This is a genomic window from Actinoplanes sp. G11-F43, from assembly GCF_050589265.1.
Taxonomy (GTDB): domain Bacteria; phylum Actinomycetota; class Actinomycetes; order Mycobacteriales; family Micromonosporaceae; genus Actinoplanes.
Genome location: NZ_JBNZCE010000029.1, coordinates 81,380 through 100,072, shown reverse-complemented (window position 1 = coordinate 100,072; position 18,693 = coordinate 81,380). Strand labels below are relative to the sequence as shown.

Below are 18,693 nucleotides of genomic sequence, written 5' to 3'. Positions count from 1 at the left end.
CTCCCAATAATTCAATGGGTGCGCGGACCGTACCACGATCTACTGCCCAGTAGCAGTAGTGCGATAACGGCCCCGAGGACAACGAGACCGGCCGATATGTGGGCGCCCAGGGCCAGCGTCCGCCCCGAGCCCTCGGCCACACTGGAGGCGGCGGCCGGGTTCTCCCACAACTGGAGATGGGGGCCGTCGTACACCAGGCGCAGTCCGGTCAGCGTCGGGGCGGCCGGTTCGCCGCCGCCCCGGCGCACCAGCACCCACCGGGTGCCGGCCTCGGCCGCCGGACGGCCGGCCGCCAGCAGCTCCGCCACCGCGGCGGCCCGCGGGTTCTCGCCGGCCACGGTCACCGCGCCGACCCGCAGCGCGTCGTTCATGATCACCGGCGCGTCCAGGTAGCGGGGCGCCGGATCGCGGATCACCACGCCGTTCGCCCAGGCGTACCGCTGATAGCCCTCGAACGGCAGCGACAGCACCTCGCCCGGCGCCCCGGCCACCCGCGCGGCCACCACGTCGAAGTCCGCCGGGTACCGCACCGGCCGCAACTCCCCCATCGCCCCGAACGCCAGATCCGGCAGCAGCACCACCGGCAGCAGCGCGGCCCCGGCGAGCACCACCCGGCCCGCGGACGCCTCGAACCGGCGGGCCGTCCAGGCCGCCGCGCGCTCCGCGCCGAGGGCGAAACCCAGAGCCAGCACCAGCGCGTACGGGATCAGGAACTTCTGCCCGTCGCGCAGCAACCCGGCGCCCGGGACGTGCACGACAGCCCACTCCAGCGGCCCGGCCAGCGGTGACGCCCCGGCCCCGGCCAGCAGGAACCCGCCGGCGGCCAGCACGAACAACCGCCCGGCCGCGTCCGGCATCCGCCGCCGCAGCACCGGCAGACCGGTCGCGGCCACCACCAGCACCAGCAGGGTGACCAGCGGGACCAGCACCGACGCCCGGCTGGCCGGCACCGTCTGACCGTTCCAGATCCCGCCGGTCCCGGCCAGTGCCACCCAGGCCCCGGCCCAGTTCTCGGCCCGCGCGGCGAACTGGGCCACCCCGGCCGGATCCGATCCGCCCCCGGCCGGATTGGCCAGCGCCGCCACCAGCCAGGGCGCGTTCAGGACGGTGAGCGCGGCCAGCGCCACCGCGGTCACCCGCCGGCGTATCGGGAGCAGCACCGCGACCGTGACCAGGGCGATCAGGCCACCGGTCGGGGTCAGCGCGGCCGGGGCGGCGGCCAGCACCAGCCGGGGCAGGGCGCCACGCCGGGAGTCCCGCAGGTCCCGGGCGGCGATCACCAGCCAGGGCAGGCAGCCGTACGCCAGCAGCAGCGCCCACTGTCCGATCAGCAGCCGCTCGGCCAGAAACGGTGTCCACGCGTAGGCCAGCGCGGCCACGATCCGGGGCGCCGGCCGCTCGGTGGGCAGCAGCCGGGCCGCACCGAGCGCGGCCAGGTAGACGATCGCGACGAGGGCGATCCGCTGCACCAGCCAGCCGGGCACCGCCAGACTCAGCAGCGACACCACGGCGTCCATCGGCACCGCCCGGGGCAGGGCGCCGGCCGGGGCGATCATCTCCCAGTTCAGCGGCTGCCGGGGGACGAAGGTCATGTCGTACCGCAGCACGTAGCCGGGAAGGGCGAGCGGCGCCAGCACCACGGCAGTCACCGCCCCCGCCACCCCGTGCAGGACGAGCCCGCCGCGCACGGTCAGCCCACCGGCTGGGGCACCAGCTCGCCGATCTCGATCTCGTCGGTGCAGAAGCTGGCCTTCGGATCCTCGACGGTCAGCTCGACCTCGTCACCGTCGACCATCCGGAGCATGAACATGGCGTTCAGGCCACGGTGGACGTCGAACGCCATCGCCGGGCGGTGCCCCACCTTGATGTACGCGGTGGTCTCCCGGTCGCTGAGGTAGCCGATCCGCAGAGTGTGCCAGTAGTCGACCAGTTCTCCGTCGAGCGGGACCGTCACCGTGCGGCCGCCCTTGACCTGGTATCCGCAGCCGGGCAGCGGGCCGGGCTTCGACCGGATCCCCTTCACCCAGGCCGGGCGGATCCGGCCGGAGTCGTCGATGACCGACAGCTTGTCGGACTCGGTCACGAACACCGGGCCGTGCTTCAGCGGCTTGAAGAAGTTCGACTGCATGTTCCACGGGTAGATGACCGCGGACATCACCAGGTCCGGCACCGGCTGGTCCATGAACACCGTGCCCGGCTCGGCGGCGGCCAGCTCGGCCTGGGTGTTGCGGATGTAGTCGCGGGCCGCCTTGGACGACCAGTCGGCGGCCCAGTCGCGGCTGCTCCAGACGCTGTTGGCGACCAGCAGCACCAGGCACACGCCGAGCCCGACGGCGAACTGCTGCGGGAACCGGCGCACCGGCGCGGGCAGCGGATCGGCGGCCGGTTCCGGCGCGTCCCCGGGCCGGCGCAGCCCGCACACCGCGACGCCGACGCAGAGCGCCGCGACCAGCAGGACGTCACCGAGGTAGCGCGGGACCAGGCCGGCCACGCCGCTCATCTCCGAGCCCAGACGGGTGGTGGCGATCAGCCCGGCGGCCAGCCCGGCGAAGACCACCATCAGCGACCAGGCCCGCACCGCCGTGGCCCGGCGCAACGCCACGGTGAGCGCGACGACCAGGGCGATCACCGCCCAGGAGATCCACTGCGCCTGGACCGACGGCGCGGCGACCGCCGGGCCGTCCTTGGCGTCCAGCCAGCTCCACGGGCCGCCGATCAGGCCGGAGGCCAGCGACGAGCCGTAGAACTGGGTGAGGAAGTCACCGATCTCGGCCGCCGACCGGGGCACCCGGGCCGACGATCCGGTGGCGGTGCCCAGGTAGGCGCCGATGAACAGCAGCGAGATCACGGTCAGCATCGCCCAGGCCGGCCACCAGCGCTTGATCGTGGTGACCACGGCGCGGACCGGGCCGCCCGGGGCGTACAGGAAAAGCGTCGCCAGGAAGACCATCGGCACGATGAGCAGCGACTTCTCGAAGAAGAGCAGTCCCACCAGGACCGCTGCGGCGAGCGAGACCAGGTGCCTGCGGTCGCCGGTGAACACGTATTTCACCTGGGCGCCCATCGCGATCACCATGGCCAGCTGCATCGGCAGCATGTTGACGCCGACCGCCCACCACGCGCTGATCTCCAGCGTCATCGGGGCGAACAGGAACAGCGCCAGCGGCACCAGCTGCCCCCAGCCGGACGGCAGCATCAGCCGCAGCAGGCGCCAGAAGGCGATGCTGACGGCCAGCTGGCCGAGGATCATCAGCGCGGCGTACGGCCAGTACTCGTAATCGGTGAACCGGTCGACCAGATAGGTGACCAGCCGGCCGGCCGGCATGAAGTGGTTGTTGTAGAGGGTGAACAGACCGCTCAGCCCGTACTCGTCGGCCTGGGCGATGATCGCGAAGTCGTCCGCGGTGAGGTAGCCGCGGCCGGTGACCGAGGCCCGCCAGAGGACACTCGCGACGATCAGCACGGCCGCCACCGCGCCCACCGGATCGAGTCGTGGAGCCGTCGCGACCGGGGTCTCCGGCTGAGTGGTGCTGGTGCTCATCGATTTATCCGCAGCCTCTCGCGGGCGCCCGGTGGTGGGCGGCTCACCTGCCATGGTGACGAACCATAGCGTCTCAGCTACGCGCCAGTAGCCCCGCGGTTGGCTCGGTCAAGCAGCCACTAGACCCGAAGTTTCCTCACCAGTAACCTGCACGAGCCGACACCCAGCCGACACAACGCCGTCACAGAGCGGCATCGAGGCGATTTGCGAGGCGTGATGACCGATTCCCCGGAAACCACCGGCGTGGACGTGTGCGTGGTCGGCGGATGTGGCCGCGTGGGCCTGCCGCTGGGCATCGCGCTCGCCTCGCGGGGTCTGACCGTGCTGCTCTACGACATCGACCAGGCCGCGGTGGACCGGGTCAACGCCGGGGTCCTGCCGTTCGACGAGCCGGGCGCGGCCGGCCCGCTGACCGAGGCGCTGAGTGCCGGGCGGCTGCGGGCGAGCACCGCGCCGGAGACCGTCGGGCGGGCCGAGGCCCTGGTCGTGGTGGTCGGCACCCCGGTCGACGAGCACCTCAACCCGGATCTGGGTGCGGTGCCGCGGGCCATCGAGCGCTGTGTCGAGTTCCTGCACGACGGGCAGTTGATCGTGCTGCGCAGCACCGTCTACCCCGGAGTGACGGCACTGACCGAGAAGCTGCTGAAGAGTCACGGCCTCGACGTCGACGTGGCGTTCTGCCCGGAACGGATCGCCGAGGGCAAGGCGATGACCGAGCTGTTCACGCTGCCGCAGATCGTCTCCGGGCGTACCCCGCAAGCCCTTGATCGTGCCGAGAAGCTGTTCCGCCGGCTGACCGACTCGATCGTGCTCCTCGAACCCGAGGAGGCCGAACTGGCCAAGCTCTACACCAACACGTGGCGCTATCTGAAGTTCGCCGCGGCCAACCAGTTCTGGATGATGGCCAACGACTTCGGGCTGGACTTCGCCCGGATCCGGCACGCGGTCGCCCACGACTACCCACGCGCGGCCGACCTGCCGATGCCCGGGTTCGCCGCCGGGCCGTGCCTGCTCAAGGACACCATGCAGCTGGCCGCGTTCAACCGGAACAACTTCGTGCTCGGCCACTCGGCGATGCTGATCAACGAGGGGCTGCCGCTCTATCTGGTGTCGCGGCTGGAGGACCGGTTCGACCTGGGTGAGCTGACCGTCGGCATCCTCGGCATGGCGTTCAAGGGTGGCAGCGACGACTCACGGGACAGTCTCGCGTACAAACTCCGCAAGATTTTGACCTTGAAGGCGAAAGAGACACTCTGCACCGATCCGTACGTCCGGGACGACCGCTTCCGGCCGCTCGGCGAGGTGCTGGAGCGGGCCGATCTGCTGGTCATCGCCGCGCCGCATCCGGAGTACGCCGAGCTGCGCACCGACCAGCCGCTGATCGACATGTGGGGCCTGACCGGGCAGGGGGTGCGGGTGTGACACCACGGGTCTCGGTGGTCATCCCGGTCTACAACGAGGGGCCGGAGGTGGTCCGCCACCTGGAACGGATCCTGCGCGAGGTGCTGCTGCCGGCCGAGATACTGGTCGTGCACGACATGCCGGAGGACACCACCGTGCCGCACGTCGAAGAGCTGCGGCGCAGTGATCCACGGGTGCGGGCGGTGCTCAACACGTACGGCCGCGGGCCGGCCAACGCCATCCGGTTCGGCATCGACGCGGCCCGCGCCCCGGTGGCCGTGGTGACCATGGCCGACGGCTGCGACGACCCGCGGCAGATCGACGACCTGGCCCGGCTCGTGGATCGCGGGGTGGTGGTCGCGGCGGCGTCCCGCTACATGCCCGGCGGTCAGCAGGTCGGCGGCCCGCGGTTCAAACGGATCGCGTCCCGGTGGGCCGGCAAGACGCTCAAGCACTTCGCCCGGGTCGGCACCCGGGACGCCACCAACAGTTTCAAGGCGTACGACACCGATTTCGTCCGGGAGGTGGGCATCGAGTCCAACACCGGTTTCGAGATCGGCATCGAGCTGACCGCGAAGGCGACCCGGCTGCGCCGGCCGGTCGCGGAGATCCCGACGATCTGGCTGGACCGCCAGCTCGGGGAGTCGCACTTCGACGTGGGACGGTTCCTGCCGAGCTACCTGCGCTGGTATTTTTTCGCGTTCGGCCGGCGCATGACCGACGAGCAGATGACCGCCCGCTGGGCGACGAAGAGGCCACAACCGGCCCGGCAGAAAGAGGACACCCCCGCATGAAGGTCCTGGTCACCGGCTCTGCCGGCTTCATCGGCGGCTACCTGGTGGAGGAGTTGCTCGGGCGGGGACACCAGGTCGTCGGGCTGGACGACTTCTCCAAGTACGGGCCGGTGTCGCACAGCTACGACAGCCACCCGAACTACTCGTTCACCCAAGGTGACGCCCGGGACGCCGACCTGGTCACCGCGCTGCTGGACGGCTGCGACCACTTCGTCGCCGGCGCCGCGATGATCGGCGGCATCTCCTACTTCCACGCGTACGCCTACGACCTGCTCGCCACCAACGAGCGGATCATGGCGGCCTCCTGCGACGCGGCGATCGCGGCACACCGGGACGGGACCCTGAAGAAGGTCACCTACGTGTCGTCGTCGATGGTCTTCGAATCCACCGACCGCTGGCCCAGTAAAGAGGGCGACCAGCATCAGGTGCCACCACCCAAGTCGTCGTACGGGTTCCAGAAGCTCGCCGTCGAGTACTACGCCCGCGCCGCCTGGGACCAGTACAAGCTGCCGTACACGATCGTCCGCCCGTTCAACTGCGTCGGCATCGGTGAGGGCCGGGCGCTGGGCTCCGCCGAGGTGATGTCCGGCAACGTCAAACTGGCCATGTCGCACGTCGTCCCGGACCTGGTGCAGAAGGTGCTCAAAGGCCAGGACCCGCTGCACGTGCTCGGCTCCGGCGAACAGGTGCGGCACTACACCTACGGCGGCGACCTGGCCCGCGGCATCGCCACCGCGATCGAACACGAGTCGGCGGTCAACGACGACTTCAACCTGTCGACCGCCGAGTCCACCACGGTCCTCCAGCTGGCCGAGCTGATCTGGCGCAAGATCAAAGGCCCGGAGACCCCTTTCCGGTACGTCAGTGACGAGCCGTTCGCGCACGACGTCGCGATGCGCGTCCCGGACGTCACCAAAGCCCGCGACGTGCTCGGCTTCACCGCCGGCACCAGCCTCGACACCATGCTCGACGAGGTGATCCCGTGGATCGAGCAGGCGGTCGCGGAGGGCCGGCTGTAACCGGACCGCCGGCCGCCCGCCAGGTCGGGATCGGAGCCGCCGCGGTCGCCGTGGCCAGTGTGGTCGCCAGCGCCTTCGGCTACCTGGTCCCGGTCCTCGGCGCCCGCACCCTGACCGCCGCCGACCTGGGCGCCCTGGCCACCGTGCTGGCCATCGCCGGGATCGTGGCGATGCCCGCGATGGGCCTGCAGATCGCGGTGGCCGTGCACCGGGCGAAACGGCCGGGCGCCACCGCCGGGCGGGCCGCCCGGCTCACCGCCGCCGCCTGCACCGCCGTGGTCGCGGCGCTCGCCCCGTTCGCCGGGCCGCTGTTCGACCTGCCCGCCACGGTTCTCCTGCTGCTGGCCGTCTACACCGGCGCGATCGTGCTGTCCGGACGGTGGCTCGGCGAACTCCAGGGCGACGAACGGTTCCTGCCGCTCGCCGCCGGCATGGCCATCCAGGCCGCCGGGCGGTACGGCGGGCTCAGCGCCGGCCTGCTCCTCGGCGCCGGAGTGACCGGCTCGATGCTGATCGGCACCGTCACCACCCTGCTGGTCCCGGCCGCCCTGGCCGTCCTGCACCGGGCCGGCACCCCGGCCGGACCGGGCATCACCGTCCGGCAGGTGCTCACCGCCTGCTCGGCGGCACTGGCCATGCTGGTGGTCTCCTACGCCGACCTGCTGATCGCCCGGGTGCTGCTGCCGGCCGCCGAATCCGGGGCGTACTCGGTCGGCACCGTCCTCACCAAAGGCGCGATGTGGGCGCCCCAGGTGGTGACCGTGCTGGTCCTGCCCCGGCTCGCGCACCGCAGCCGGCGGGCGCTGCTGCTCGCCGCCGGCCTGGTCACCGCCTCCGGGGCGGTCCTGGTGACGGCGTCGGCGCTGGCCGGCGGGCTGGCGTTCCAGGCGGCCGGCGGCCCGGACTACGTCCATCTAGGTCGGTACGCCTGGGTGTTCGCGGCCACCGGCGCCCTCTACGCGCTGGTCTATGTGCTGGTGAACGCCCAGGTCGCGGCGGGAGCGAGGTGGCCGTCGGCGCCGTTGTGGGCGGGGACCGGGGTGCTGCTCGCGGTCGCCACCCTGATCCCGCACACCTTCCCGGCGATCATGTGGTCGGCGACCGGCACCGCGCTCCTGGTCCTGGCCGCCACCACGGTCTCCGTACTGCGGCGATCCTGAATCGAATCCGGCGTGAACGCGCGTCTCAGCGCGCGGTCCCGTGCCCCACTTCTCTAGGGTGATCACATGAGCACGGGTCTTAACTCCCGCAAGACCAGGAACACGCTGCGGACGACGGCGAGCATCTCGCTGCAGCTGTTGCTGGTCCTGCTGATGACATGGGTGGCCTTCCACCTCCTCGGGCAGGCGTGGTCGGTGATCTGGCCGGTCGTCATCGCCCTGCTCCTCACCACCCTGACCTGGCCGCCGGTGCGGTTCCTGCGCAAACACAAGTGGCCACCGGCACTGGCCGCCGCCCTGGTGACGCTCCTCTTCCTGGTGATCGCGATCGGCACCATCGTGGGCATCGCGGTGCCGGTCGGCGCCAAGTCCGGGGAACTCGCCGACCAGGTGGTCGCCGGGATCGGGCAGCTGCGGGACTGGCTGAACGGCCCACCGTTCAACATCAGCGACGCCGAGGTCAACGAATACCTGAACACCGGGGTCGCCAAGCTTCAGGAGAGTGTCGGCAGCATCGCGTCGGCCACGCTCACCGGGGTCGGCTCGTTCTTCAACGGCCTGCTGAACACCGTACTGGCGCTGTTCCTGATGTTCTTCTTCCTCAAGGACGGCCCGCGGTTCCTGCCCTGGCTGGCCCGTCAGCTGCCGGGCCGTCTCTCCGCGGACGTGCCGATCGTGGCCGGGCGCAGCTGGGAGGCCCTCGGCTCGTTCGTCAGGTCTCAGGCCATCGTCGGCCTGCTCGACGCGGTCCTGATCGGTATCGGTCTGGCGGTGCTGGGCGTCGACCTGTGGCTGCCGCTCGCCGTGCTCACCTTCGTCACCGCGTTCGTGCCGATCGTCGGCGCCCTGTTCGCCGGCTTCGTCGCCGTGATCATCACCTTCGTCACCGACGGCTGGGTCGACGCGCTGATCGTGCTCGCCATCATCGTCCTGGTCCAGCAACTGGAGGGCAACGTCTTCCAGCCCATGCTGCAGAGCCGGAGCCTGGGCCTGCACGCCGGTGTGGTGCTGCTGGCGGTCACCCTGGGCAGCAGCCTGTACGGCATCGTCGGCGCCCTGCTGGCCGTGCCGGTCGCGGCGATGGTCGCGGTGTTCTGGATCTACCTGCGCGAACAGCTCACCGACGCGCCGCCGCCCCCACCCACCGTCGAGCCGGACCCACGGCCGGACCCCACCCCGGACCCGATGCCCACCTCCCCCTCGCCGCCGTCCGCGCCCGACTCGCCCAGCTCCCCGGCTCCAGCCTGATCTTTATCGACGCTCACCGATGTTAGGGTGGCTCTGGGTTCTGCCCCGCTCTCCGGGACAGGACCCAGAGGCTCTCCGGGACGGGACCCGATGGGGTGAGCGCCGTGGTCCGACCACCGAGCGACCTCGTCACCGACGACATCCGGCTGCGTGACCGGCTGGTCTTCGGCGACGAGGCCGCATTCTCCGAAGTGACCGAACGATTCCACACGCGGGCGCAGCGGGTGGCCCTGCGCGTCACTCGCGACGCGACGGCTGCCGACGCCATCGCACAGAACGTTCTTTCCACCTTGTGGCGGAACCCGCTCGCCTTCGACCCGGCCGACGGCCCACTGGCCGACTGGATCACCCGGCTCGCCCATCGGCGAGCCGTCGGCGCCCTCCGGCACCCGCCACCCCCTCCCCCGGCCACACCGCCGCCAGACTCCCATCCCTCAACCACACCGCCGCCAGCCCCACCTCCCCCGGCCGCACCACAGCCGGCCACACCTTCCCCGGCCGCACCACTACCGGCCACACCTTCCCCGGCCGCACCACAGCCGGCCACACCTCCCTCAACCACACCGCCGCCAGCCCCACCTCCCCCGGCCGCACCACTACCGGCCACACCTTCCTCAGGGGCACCGCCACCGGCCACACCGCTGCCGGCCTCCCCTTCCTCAGGCGCAACGCTTCATCGGCGGCCCGCACCGGCCGCGCCCCGATGGGCCGAGCCGTATGTCGCCCAGGTGGCGGCACTCGACCTGCTGCTCAGCGATTTGGACGGCGCGCGCTGGGGCCGCGAGCGGAGCATCCACGACCTGCTGCGCCACCTCGCCACCGCGGACGCCGAAGTGGCGGCGGCTCTCGCCGCACCCAACCCCGCGTCCGCCTCGTCCCGCGGCCTGAACGACCAGCTCCGGGACGGCCAGATCGAGGACCGCCGGATCGAGGACCGCCAGATCGAGGACGACCAGAACGGGGACGACCAGAACGGGGACGACCAGAACGGGGACGACCAGAACGGGGACGACCAGAACGGGGACGACCAGAACGGGGACGACCGGGACGGGGAACCGGAAGCGATCCGCCGGGTCTGGTGGGCGCATGCCGAGCGCCTGTGCGCGTCCCTTCCGGGCACGCCCGGCCGGTCGGTGAACGGCACGCCGATCCAGGACGCGCTGGCCGCTCGGGCCTTCGAGACGTGGATTCACCGGGAGGACATCGCCACTGTCATCTACCGGCCTACCGTGACGCCGCTTCCGGAGCACCTGCATCCGATGGCTGACCTGGCGATACGGATCCTTCCGCTGGTCACCGCCGCCCGGGTCGCCGACCCCGACGAGGAGCGGTGGGTGCGCGCCGAACTGACCGGTCCGGGCGGCGGCATCTGGATGGTCCCGCTTCTCCCCGGAGGGGACGGCGCCCGGCAGATCGCCCCGCCACCCGCCACCGGCACGGAACCGGTGGCCGCGTCCGTTCCGGATCCGGCGGTGACGGTCGTTCTGGACGTCGTCGATTTCGGGCGGCTGGCGGCGGGGCGACGGGACCCGAATGCGCTATCGGTGACGCTCAGCGGTGACACCCGGCTGGGGCTGGACTGGCTGGCCGCCGTTCCCGCCGTCGCCGCCACCCTCGCTCTCCCCCTGGCCTGAGGGCCGATCCGCGTGCCACCACCAGCGGTCGACCACCACTTCCGACAGTTCGGTCAGCCACGGCGGTGGGGTGCCGGCGGCCACGGCCAGCTGGATGTCGGAGGCCAGGTGGGTGGCGTGCCGGACTTCGCACTCGTACCGCAGGAGGTCTGGTGGGGTTCCGGTCTCTCTGGCCACCACGTCCAGGACCGCCTCCCGGTGCCGGCCGCTGGAGGAGATCACGAAGAACCAGTCGTCGAGTGGATCGCCGTAGCGGGCCCATTCGAAGTCGAGCAGGGCGGTCACCGTGCCGTCGGCGGCGAGCCAGTTGCCCCAGTGGCTGTCGGCGTGCACCGGGACCGCCTCGCCGGCGTGCATCGGCGCGCCCTCGGCGATCCGGGACAGGCCGGCCACCACATCGTCGGTGAGAACCGCGGAGATGCCCTCGATCAGTGCGAACAGCCCGGCCCGGTTGATGAAACCGCCGTGGTCCAGGGGGTCCCGCAGGATCCGCTCGGCTTCCGGACCGGGAACCCAACTATGGAGTACGCCCAGACGCCGCACCGCCTGCGCGGCCAGCGAGCACGCGGTCTCGACGTCGACGCCGGGCAGGTCCATTCCGGGGCTGACACCCGGCACCCGGGCGTACGACGCGTAGCGGCTCCCGTCGTCGCCGACCCCGCTGGACAGCAGGGGCGCGGTCAGCCCGGCCGGCAGATGCGGCACCAGTGCGATCTCCCGGTCCAGCCGGGTGTGCTGTCCGGGATCGATCACTTTGACGACCACGTCGGCGGCGAGGAACACCTGGTGTGAACGGCTTTCGACGGCGGTCAGCGGGCCGGGGTCACGGCCGAGGGCGGTGGTGGCGATGGTCCGGGCGAGTTCCTGTGCATGGCTCACGTCAATCCACCGATCATCGAAGTCGACCCCTGTCCGCCGCATACCGTAGGCCGCCGAGATCCGGAACGGACGTTCCTCTTATTCTCGTACGGCCACTGAGCCAGCGAACGAGTCCTTACCCGTTTCTCGCCGTGCCCGATCGTCCCCGGCCGTCGACGCCCGGCTGAGCCGCCGATCGTGACCCTCCACTGCGGGCTCCGCACCCCGGAACCAGTGATCCACAGCACTCGAATCGCGAGCGGGCCGGGGGCCGGTACCCCAGGATGGATTCCTGTGCGGACCCTCCTGGCGGCCCTGAGCTGCGCCATCCTGACCCCGGCACCCTCGGCGCCCCCGGCTCCGGCCGCCGTGCACGTGATCCGCCCCGGCGACACACTGTCGTCAGTGGCCGTTCGGCACCGTCTCCGAACCGCCGATCTGCGCGCCTGGAACGGTCCGGCCCCACTACGGATCGACGGCCTGCTCCGGTTGACCCCGCCGCCCACGCCACTGCCGCGCTGGCGTACCCGGGTGACGACGGTGACCCCGGCCGAGGCCAACGGCGACCCGGCCAGACGGTGCCCGCTCCCCGCCCGTGAACTGCGCCGGATCGAGGTCCGCTACCTGGGCTTCGACAGCCGCGCCCACGACGGCCATGTGATCATGCACCGGACGCTGGTGGCACGGACGCAGCGCGCGTTCGCCACCCTCTACCGCTGGCGTTTCCCGATCATGGCGATGCCGCCCGCTGTCGTTCCCGACAAGACCGTGCTGACCCTGGGGTACGAGTGCCGCTACGTGGCCGGGACGAAACGGTGGTCGCAGCACGCGTACGGCCGGGCGATCGACATCAACCCACGGCAGAACCCGATGATCCGGGGAACCTACCTGGACCCGCCGAACAGCGCGAAGTGGATCCCGCGCACCAACCACCACCCGGGCATGCTGCACGCGGCCGGGGCGGTGCCCGCCTTCACCCGGGAGGGCTTCACCTGGGGCGGACGCTGGACCACCTTGAAGGACTACATGCATTTCAGTACGACCGGCCGCTGACCGGCACGCGGGTGTGCGCTGTGGGCCGGAAAGGGTGCACTGTGAGCCTGCGGGCGGCGGCGACTCGGTGCTTACCGTTCGTGATGTCATGGGGCTGCTGGGGCGGGACGGGGAGCGCCGGAGACTTCGGGAGTTCGCCGCGGCGCTCCGGATCGGGGCCGGTGCGGCACTGGTCGTCACCGGTGATCCCGGCGTGGGCAAGACCGCCCTGGTCGAGCAGATGCTGAACCGGCTCACCGGGGTTCGGGTGGTTCGGCTGCCGGGAGTGGAGTCCGAAGCCGGATTCCCCTACGCCGGGCTGCATCGCCTGCTGGTCCGGCATGTCCGGGACGGCACCCCCGGACAGCGGCTGATCCTGGAGACCGCCTGGGGCTCGGCCGGCGGATCCGATCAGCACCGGGTCGCCGGCGCCGCGGCGGGACTGCTCGGCCGGGTCTTCCGGGACGAGCCACTGCTCTGCTTCGCCGATGACGCTCAGTGGATCGACGTGGAGTCACTGGCTGTGCTCGTCCATTGCGCGACGGTCACCGCCGGTGTCATCTTCGCCCACCGTGGCGGCGCCCTCGGACCACCGGCGGGGATCGGAGTACGGGAGGTCCTGGAGGTCGGCGGGCTCGGCGTGACGGACGGTGTCGCCCTGCTGCGGACGGTGGTCCCCGGAACCCTGGATCAGACGGTGGCGGCGCGCATCGTGGCCGGCACCGGCGGCAACCCGCGGGCACTCGTCGACCTCGGGCGGGAACTACCACCGGACCAGCTGGCCGGGGCCCGGTCGCTGCCCGATCCGATTCCGGCCGGCAGCCGGCTGGAGGGGGTTCATCTGCGGCGGGCGCGGGAACTCCCGGAAGCCACCCGGACCTGGCTGTTGCTGGCCGCCGCCGAACCGGAACAGCCCCTGGTAGAGGCAGCCGCAACACTGGCCGGAGTCACCGTGGACGACGCGGCTCCGGCGGTGGCGGCGGGCCTGCTGACGGCCGGCGCCCCGGCCCGGTTCACCGATCCACTGATCCGGTCGGCGCTCTATCACGGCGCCACCGGCGGCCAGCGGCGCGCGGCCCACACCGCACTGGCCGAGGCGACAGCCCGAGCCCCGGAAAACGAGGCGACGGTCCGGACCGCGGACGGCGCAGCGACGGCTACAGCAGCGGAGGGTGAGGTCGCGGCCACAGCCGCCGAAGACGAGGCGGCGGCCCGGGACGGGTATGCCGATCTGCGGGCCTGGCATCGGGCCGCGGCATGCCTGGAGCCGGACGAGGATGTGGCCGCTGATCTGATTCGGACCGTTGCGGAGGCGGCTGCCCGGCGCGGGTATCCGGCCCGGATGTCGGTGCTGGCCCGGGCCGCGGAACTCACCCGCGACGACGTCGTCCGGGCCCACCGGATGCTGGACGCCGCCGAGGCCGCTCTGCGTGCCGGCTCGCCGCGGCAGGCGTTGTGGCTGGCCGACAACGCCGCGGCAGCGATACCCGGCACGGCCGGAGAACGAACCGGCGCGGCCGGCGAAAGACCAGACCTGGGCAGCGAGGAGGCGAGGGCCGGCATTCTTCGCGGGCGGGCGCTGGTGGTTCGGGCGGGGGCTTTGGTGATGCAGGGAGGTGAGGGGGCGTACTCGCAAGGGGTGTCGCTCTGTCTCGCCGCTGCCGTCGCCTTCGGTGAGAACGCGGCGGACCTGGCGCGGGAGATCCTGCTGGTAGCCGTGGAACACACGGTGCGCGGCGCTGACCCGGCGAAAGGAGCGGGCCCGGCGAAAGGAGCGGGCCCGGCGAAAGAAAGCGGCGCGGCAAGAGAAAGCAGCACGGCGAAAGAAGGCGGCGCGGCGGACAGTGTGGGGGCGGCGCAGATCGCGGCGGCCGTGCGGAGCCGGATCGTCGTCACGACAAAGCGACAAAACGGCATGAACGCCGGAGGCGAGGATCGCGGCGGCACCGGGGGCGAAGGCGGGAACGATACCGGGGGCGACCGTGCGAGTGTGGTCGATCAGCAGCTCCGGGCGTTCGTGACGCTCGTGGAGGACGGGGTGGTGGCGGCCGTTCCGCAGATCCGGCGGGCGGTGGAGACTCTGGTGGATCCGCGGACGCCGGACGACGTGGTGGCGCGGCATCACCTGACCGCGGTCACGCTGAGTGTGCTTTTGTGGGATGCCGGGCTGGAGCGGGCCCTCCGGCGGCGGGTTCCCGATGCGGTCGCCGCCGAGCCGGCCGGGGAGACGCCGATGGTCGTGGCGCTGGGGCGTGGGGACTACGCGCGGGCCCGAACCCTCGGCATGGCGATCGCGGAAGCTGACCGGTTCGGCGTGTATTCGCGGATGCTGCCGGATCTGGTGGAGGCCTCGGTGCGCAGTGGGGACCGGCTGACCGCGGCCCGCGCCCTGGACACCCTGACCGCCCGGACCGCCGCCGCCGGGACCGGGTGGGCGCTGGGGGTGCAGGCCCGCACCCGGGCGCTGCTGGCCGGGCCGGGTAGCGCGGAGCCCCTCTACCAGCGGGCGATCCAGCTGCTCGACGGCACCGGGACCGATTCGGGAGACGGCACCGGGACCGATTCGGGAGACGGCGCCGGGATCGATCTGGGGCGGGCCCACCTGCTTTACGGCGAGTGGCTGCGGCGGGGGCGGCGGCGACGGGACGCGCGGGAGCATCTGCGGGCCGCGCTGCGGATCTTCGGGGTGACGGGGGCCGGCCACCACTACACGACGCGGGCGGAGCGTGAGCTGGCGGCGGCCGGTGGGCGGCCGCCGCCGACCGGGCTGACCGCGCAGGAGCTGACGATCGCGAGCCTGGCCGCGGGCGGTGCCACCAACGGGGAGATCGCGGCTCAGCTCTACCTCAGTGCGAACACCGTCGACCACCATTTGCGAAAGGTGTTCCGGAAGCTGTCGGTGACGTCGCGCCGTCAGCTGCCGGCGGTGCTGGAACGCGCTATGGATGAGGGATGAAACGACGACTGCTGCTCACCGCGGGTTCCGGTGTGCTCGGGGTGACCGTCCTCAACACGATGTCCGGGTGCACGCGAACGCCGGCGAAGAAGGAGGAACAAGCGAACCCGAACGCGGTGACCGGCGACTGGCAGCGGGTGAATCTGGACTTCGTGTCGGTCTATCTGCTGGTGCGCGGCGGTGAGGTGGCCGTGGTCGACACCGGCACCCCGGGGTCGGCCGCCTCGGTGGAGGACGGGCTGAGGGCGGCCGGTCTGGGCTGGTCCGCGGTCAAGCACGTGATCCTCACCCACCAGCACCAGGATCACGCCGGCGGGCTGGCCGAGATGGTGCCGTTGACCGCCGCCACGCTGTACGCGGGTGAGGCCGATGTGACCGCGATCGGCGATCCGGGTGGCGGGCGCGGATTGCGGGCGGTCAAGGACGGTGACGAGGTGTTCGGGCTGCGGATCATCGGGACGCCCGGCCACACGCCCGGCCACGTCTCGATCTTCGAGCCGGCCACCGGGGTGCTGGTGACCGGCGACGCGCTGCGCAATCAGAACGGGCTGGAGGGTTCGGCCCCGCAGTACACCGCGGACGAGACGCAGGCCGCGCAGTCGGTGAGGAAGATGGCCGCGCTGGACGTGCGGGCGATCCTTCCCGGTCATGGGGAGCCGCTGACCACCGGCGCCCGGGACGCCCTGCGGAAACTTGCCGCATCACTGTAAGGATCCTGGCCGGCAACCGTCGCGCACCCGGCCGGAGTGATCGTTACCGGGTGATCTCCTCGGTGGACGGGAATCGCGGCCGGCGTCTGCTGCTGGCCGCCGGTGTGCTGCTGGCCCTGGTCGCGCCGCTGTTGTCGGCGACGGCGCGCCAGGTGGCGTACGTCGTGGTGGCCTCGACCGCGCTGGTGGCGGTGCGGGGTGGCCTGCGCCGGTACCCGCGGGCCCGGCACTGGGCGTGGTGGCCGCTGGGTGCGGCGATGCTGTGCGGCGCGGTCGCGAACGCGCTGTGGGGTGCCGGGCTGGCCGCCGGGATGCTGGTGCCGGATCACCTGACCGTGGTCGACGTGGTCTATCTGAGCATGTACCCGCTGCTGGCGGCCGGTCTGCTGGCGATGCCGGAGGGGCGTGGCCGGGTCGGCTGGGCGGGCATGACCGAGGCCGGGATCATGGTGTGTACCGGGACGGTGCTGGGCTGGGTGCTGCTCTACGACCCGTTCGTGAACGACGGTGGCGCCTGGCCGGGTGCGGTGAGTGTGCTGGCGTACCCGGTGCTGGATCTGCTGGTCCTGGCGGCGGTGACCCGGATGGTGGCGGTGCGGCGGACGCTGACCGGGCCGGACCGGGCCCTGCTGGCCGCGGTGTCGGTGCTGACCGTGGCCGACGTGATCTATTTCGTCTCGACCGCGTCCGGCGGTTCGTGGGCCGGGCCGGGGTGGAGTGCCACCGGCTGGCTGCTGGCGTTCCTGCTGATCGCGGTGGCCGCGTGGCTTCCGGACACGGCGGGACCGGCCCGGCCGGCGCGCCGTGGCGCCGGGCGGGGGCGGCTGAACGTGGCGGCCGGGGTGGCGCTGGTGCTGCTCGGCCCGGTGGCGGCGGTCTGGCTGCTGTTCACCGGGCGGGAACCGGCCGGCCTGGACCGGGTGGACCTGATCCTGCCGTTGACCACCACCGCGTGCACCGCCCTGTTGCTGGTGTTGCGGCTGATCCACGCCGGTGGCCTGGCCGGGCGCCGGGCCGCGCAGTTGCGGGCGGCTCACGAGGAGCTGTCCCGGCAGGCCCGCCGGGACGCGGTGACCGGCCTGCCGAACCGGGTGGCGCTGGAGGAGCGGCTGGCCGGGACCGGGGCCGGGGCGCTGATCGCGGTGGATCTGGACGGGTTCAAGGAGATCAACGAGACGCTCGGGCATCCGGTCGGGGACGCCCTGCTGGTGGTGGTCGCCGGCCGGTTGCGCGGGCTGCTCGCCGCCGGGGAGGTGGTGGCCCGGCTGGGTGGGGACGAGTTCGCGCTGCTGCTGCCGGGCGCCGGCCCGGACCAGGCGGCCGCTCTCGCCGAGTCGCTGCTGGCCGTGCTGCGCGAGCCGGTCGCGGCGGCCGGGCACACGGTGCGGGTGACCGCGAGTGCCGGGGTGCGGGTGTTCGGCCGGACCGCCGATCCGGTGCAGGTGTTCAGTGACGCCGACCTGTCGTTGTACGCGGCGAAGGCGGCCGGCAAGGACCAGTTCACCGTCTTCGACGTCGCGCTGCGCCGGGAGCAGGCCGAACGGGTCCGGCTGTTGGAGCGGCTGCGGGTGGCGGTGGAGTCCGGCGAGTTCGCGGTGCACTATCAGCCGATCGTGACGCTTGACGACGCCCGGCCGGTGGCGGTGGAGGCGCTGGTCCGCTGGGTGCCGCCGGGGCAGTCGCCGATCGGGCCGGACCGGTTCATCCCGGCGGCCGAGGACAGCGGGCTGATCGTGACGCTCGGCGAGTGGGTGCTGCGGCAGGCCTGCGCGGACGCCGCGGTCTGGCACCGTCGGTGGGGTACCACACTGACCGTCAACGTGTCGCCCCGCCAGCTGGTCGACCCGCACTTCACCGTCAAGGCGCTGGCCGCGCTGCGGGACGGCGGGCTGCCGCCGGGCGCGCTCACCCTGGAGATCACCGAGGGGGTGCTGGTCCGGGCCGGGATCGAGGCCCAGCAGGCGCTGACGCACCTGTCCGCGTTGCGGGCCGAGGGGGTCCGGGTGGCGATCGACGACTTCGGCACCGGGTACTCGTCGCTGGCGTATCTGCGGGACCTGCCGATCGACGTCCTCAAGATCGATCGCTCGTTCATGCCGGCCGACGACGCCGACACCCAGCAGGCGGCTCTGGTCCGGGCAATCGTCGACCTGGCCTCCGGGCTGGGCCTGACCACGGTCGCCGAGGGGGTGGAGACCGCGCACCACGCCGACCTGCTGCGGGGCCTGGGGTGTGAGCGCGGGCAGGGGTATCACTTCGCCCGCCCGATCCCGGCGGGAAATCTGACCGAGCTGCTCTCCGACGCGGATGTTCAGGAGATTCCGGTTCCGGCCGAATGAG

13 protein-coding genes and 1 pseudogene are annotated in these 18,693 nt (G+C 72.1%); 11 read left to right on the top strand and 3 right to left on the bottom strand.

From position 1 onward, the window contains the following. Positions 1 to 11: 11 nt before the first annotated feature. Together ACQ0O7_RS32235 and ACQ0O7_RS32230 are read right to left on the bottom strand one after the other, a co-directional pair. The gene (locus tag ACQ0O7_RS32235) at positions 12 to 1,688 is read right to left on the bottom strand and encodes a hypothetical protein (protein WP_430787672.1); all 1,677 of its coding nucleotides are present in this window, start codon (positions 1,686 to 1,688) and stop codon (positions 12 to 14) included. Between the two features lie 2 nt (positions 1,689 to 1,690). Then, positions 1,691 to 3,541: a hypothetical protein gene (locus ACQ0O7_RS32230; protein WP_430787670.1), complete on the bottom strand. Its 1,851-nt coding sequence runs from the start codon at positions 3,539 to 3,541 to the stop codon at positions 1,691 to 1,693. A 216-nt stretch (positions 3,542 to 3,757) separates the two neighbouring features. Here ACQ0O7_RS32230 and ACQ0O7_RS32225 point away from each other — a divergent pair, with 216 nt between their 5' ends. The 7 genes and pseudogenes from ACQ0O7_RS32225 to ACQ0O7_RS32195 all read left to right on the top strand — a co-directional run bounded on the left by ACQ0O7_RS32225 (position 3,758) and on the right by ACQ0O7_RS32195 (position 10,797). Next, on the top strand, positions 3,758 to 4,963 hold the full coding sequence (locus ACQ0O7_RS32225; protein WP_430787668.1) for a nucleotide sugar dehydrogenase: 1,206 nt from the start codon (positions 3,758 to 3,760) through the stop codon (positions 4,961 to 4,963). Next, positions 4,960 to 5,736 (top strand): glycosyltransferase family 2 protein, encoded by a 777-nt coding sequence (locus ACQ0O7_RS32220; protein ID WP_430787666.1) that lies wholly within the window; start codon positions 4,960 to 4,962, stop codon positions 5,734 to 5,736. Before ACQ0O7_RS32225 ends, ACQ0O7_RS32220 begins: the two co-directional genes overlap by 4 nt. Next, positions 5,733 to 6,755 carry an NAD-dependent epimerase/dehydratase family protein gene (locus tag ACQ0O7_RS32215; protein WP_430787664.1) on the top strand — a complete coding sequence of 341 codons (1,023 nt, stop codon included), beginning with the start codon at positions 5,733 to 5,735 and terminating at the stop codon, positions 6,753 to 6,755. Before ACQ0O7_RS32220 ends, ACQ0O7_RS32215 begins: the two co-directional genes overlap by 4 nt. Next, a complete protein-coding gene (locus ACQ0O7_RS32210; RefSeq protein ID WP_430787662.1) occupies positions 6,719 to 7,915 on the top strand; it encodes a polysaccharide biosynthesis protein in 1,197 nt (398 codons plus the stop codon). Before ACQ0O7_RS32215 ends, ACQ0O7_RS32210 begins: the two co-directional genes overlap by 37 nt. Before the next feature lie 66 nt (positions 7,916 to 7,981). Continuing rightward, positions 7,982 to 9,163 carry an AI-2E family transporter gene (locus ACQ0O7_RS32205; RefSeq protein WP_430787660.1) on the top strand — a complete coding sequence of 394 codons (1,182 nt, stop codon included), beginning with the start codon at positions 7,982 to 7,984 and terminating at the stop codon, positions 9,161 to 9,163. A 95-nt stretch (positions 9,164 to 9,258) separates the two neighbouring features. Next, a pseudogene (locus ACQ0O7_RS32200) lies at positions 9,259 to 9,537 on the top strand (sigma factor); the annotation flags it as partial. A gap of 354 nt (positions 9,538 to 9,891) precedes the next feature. Beyond that, a complete protein-coding gene (locus ACQ0O7_RS32195) occupies positions 9,892 to 10,797 on the top strand; it encodes a hypothetical protein (protein WP_430787872.1) in 906 nt (301 codons plus the stop codon). Here ACQ0O7_RS32195 and ACQ0O7_RS32190 read toward each other — a convergent pair. Further along, entirely contained in the window at positions 10,702 to 11,676 is a 975-nt protein-coding gene (locus tag ACQ0O7_RS32190) for a phosphotransferase family protein (protein WP_430787658.1), read from the bottom strand. The genes ACQ0O7_RS32195 and ACQ0O7_RS32190 overlap by 96 nt on opposite strands. Positions 11,677 to 11,949: 273 nt before the next feature. On the opposite strand from ACQ0O7_RS32190, the gene ACQ0O7_RS32185 reads away from it, so the two are divergent. The 4 genes from ACQ0O7_RS32185 to ACQ0O7_RS32170 all read left to right on the top strand — a co-directional run bounded on the left by ACQ0O7_RS32185 (position 11,950) and on the right by ACQ0O7_RS32170 (position 18,692). Then, positions 11,950 to 12,708, top strand: a complete 759-nt coding sequence (locus ACQ0O7_RS32185; protein WP_430787656.1) for a M15 family metallopeptidase — start codon at positions 11,950 to 11,952, stop codon at positions 12,706 to 12,708. Positions 12,709 to 12,796: 88 nt separating this feature from the next. Next, entirely contained in the window at positions 12,797 to 15,643 is a 2,847-nt protein-coding gene (locus ACQ0O7_RS32180; protein ID WP_430787654.1) for an AAA family ATPase, read from the top strand. Next, complete coding sequence (locus ACQ0O7_RS32175; RefSeq protein ID WP_430787652.1) at positions 15,640 to 16,353, top strand: MBL fold metallo-hydrolase; 714 nt, start codon at positions 15,640 to 15,642, stop codon at positions 16,351 to 16,353. Before ACQ0O7_RS32180 ends, ACQ0O7_RS32175 begins: the two co-directional genes overlap by 4 nt. Before the next feature lie 50 nt (positions 16,354 to 16,403). Then, the gene (locus ACQ0O7_RS32170) at positions 16,404 to 18,692 is read left to right on the top strand and encodes a putative bifunctional diguanylate cyclase/phosphodiesterase (protein WP_430787650.1); all 2,289 of its coding nucleotides are present in this window, start codon (positions 16,404 to 16,406) and stop codon (positions 18,690 to 18,692) included. The last annotated feature ends 1 nt before the right edge of the window (position 18,693 follow it).

Bases quoted from the DNA above. Each gene is read 5' to 3' on its own strand.
- ACQ0O7_RS32230 (WP_430787670.1), bottom strand. From the start codon at position 3,541: ATGAGCACCAGCACCACTCAGCCGGAGACCCCGGTCGCGACGGCTCCA.
- ACQ0O7_RS32215 (WP_430787664.1), top strand. From the start codon at position 5,733: ATGAAGGTCCTGGTCACCGGCTCTGCCGGCTTCATCGGCGGCTACCTG.
- ACQ0O7_RS32225 (WP_430787668.1), top strand. From the start codon at position 3,758: ATGACCGATTCCCCGGAAACCACCGGCGTGGACGTGTGCGTGGTCGGC.
- ACQ0O7_RS32180 (WP_430787654.1), top strand. From the start codon at position 12,797: ATGGGGCTGCTGGGGCGGGACGGGGAGCGCCGGAGACTTCGGGAGTTC.
- ACQ0O7_RS32205 (WP_430787660.1), top strand. From the start codon at position 7,982: ATGAGCACGGGTCTTAACTCCCGCAAGACCAGGAACACGCTGCGGACG.
- ACQ0O7_RS32175 (WP_430787652.1), top strand. From the start codon at position 15,640: ATGAAACGACGACTGCTGCTCACCGCGGGTTCCGGTGTGCTCGGGGTG.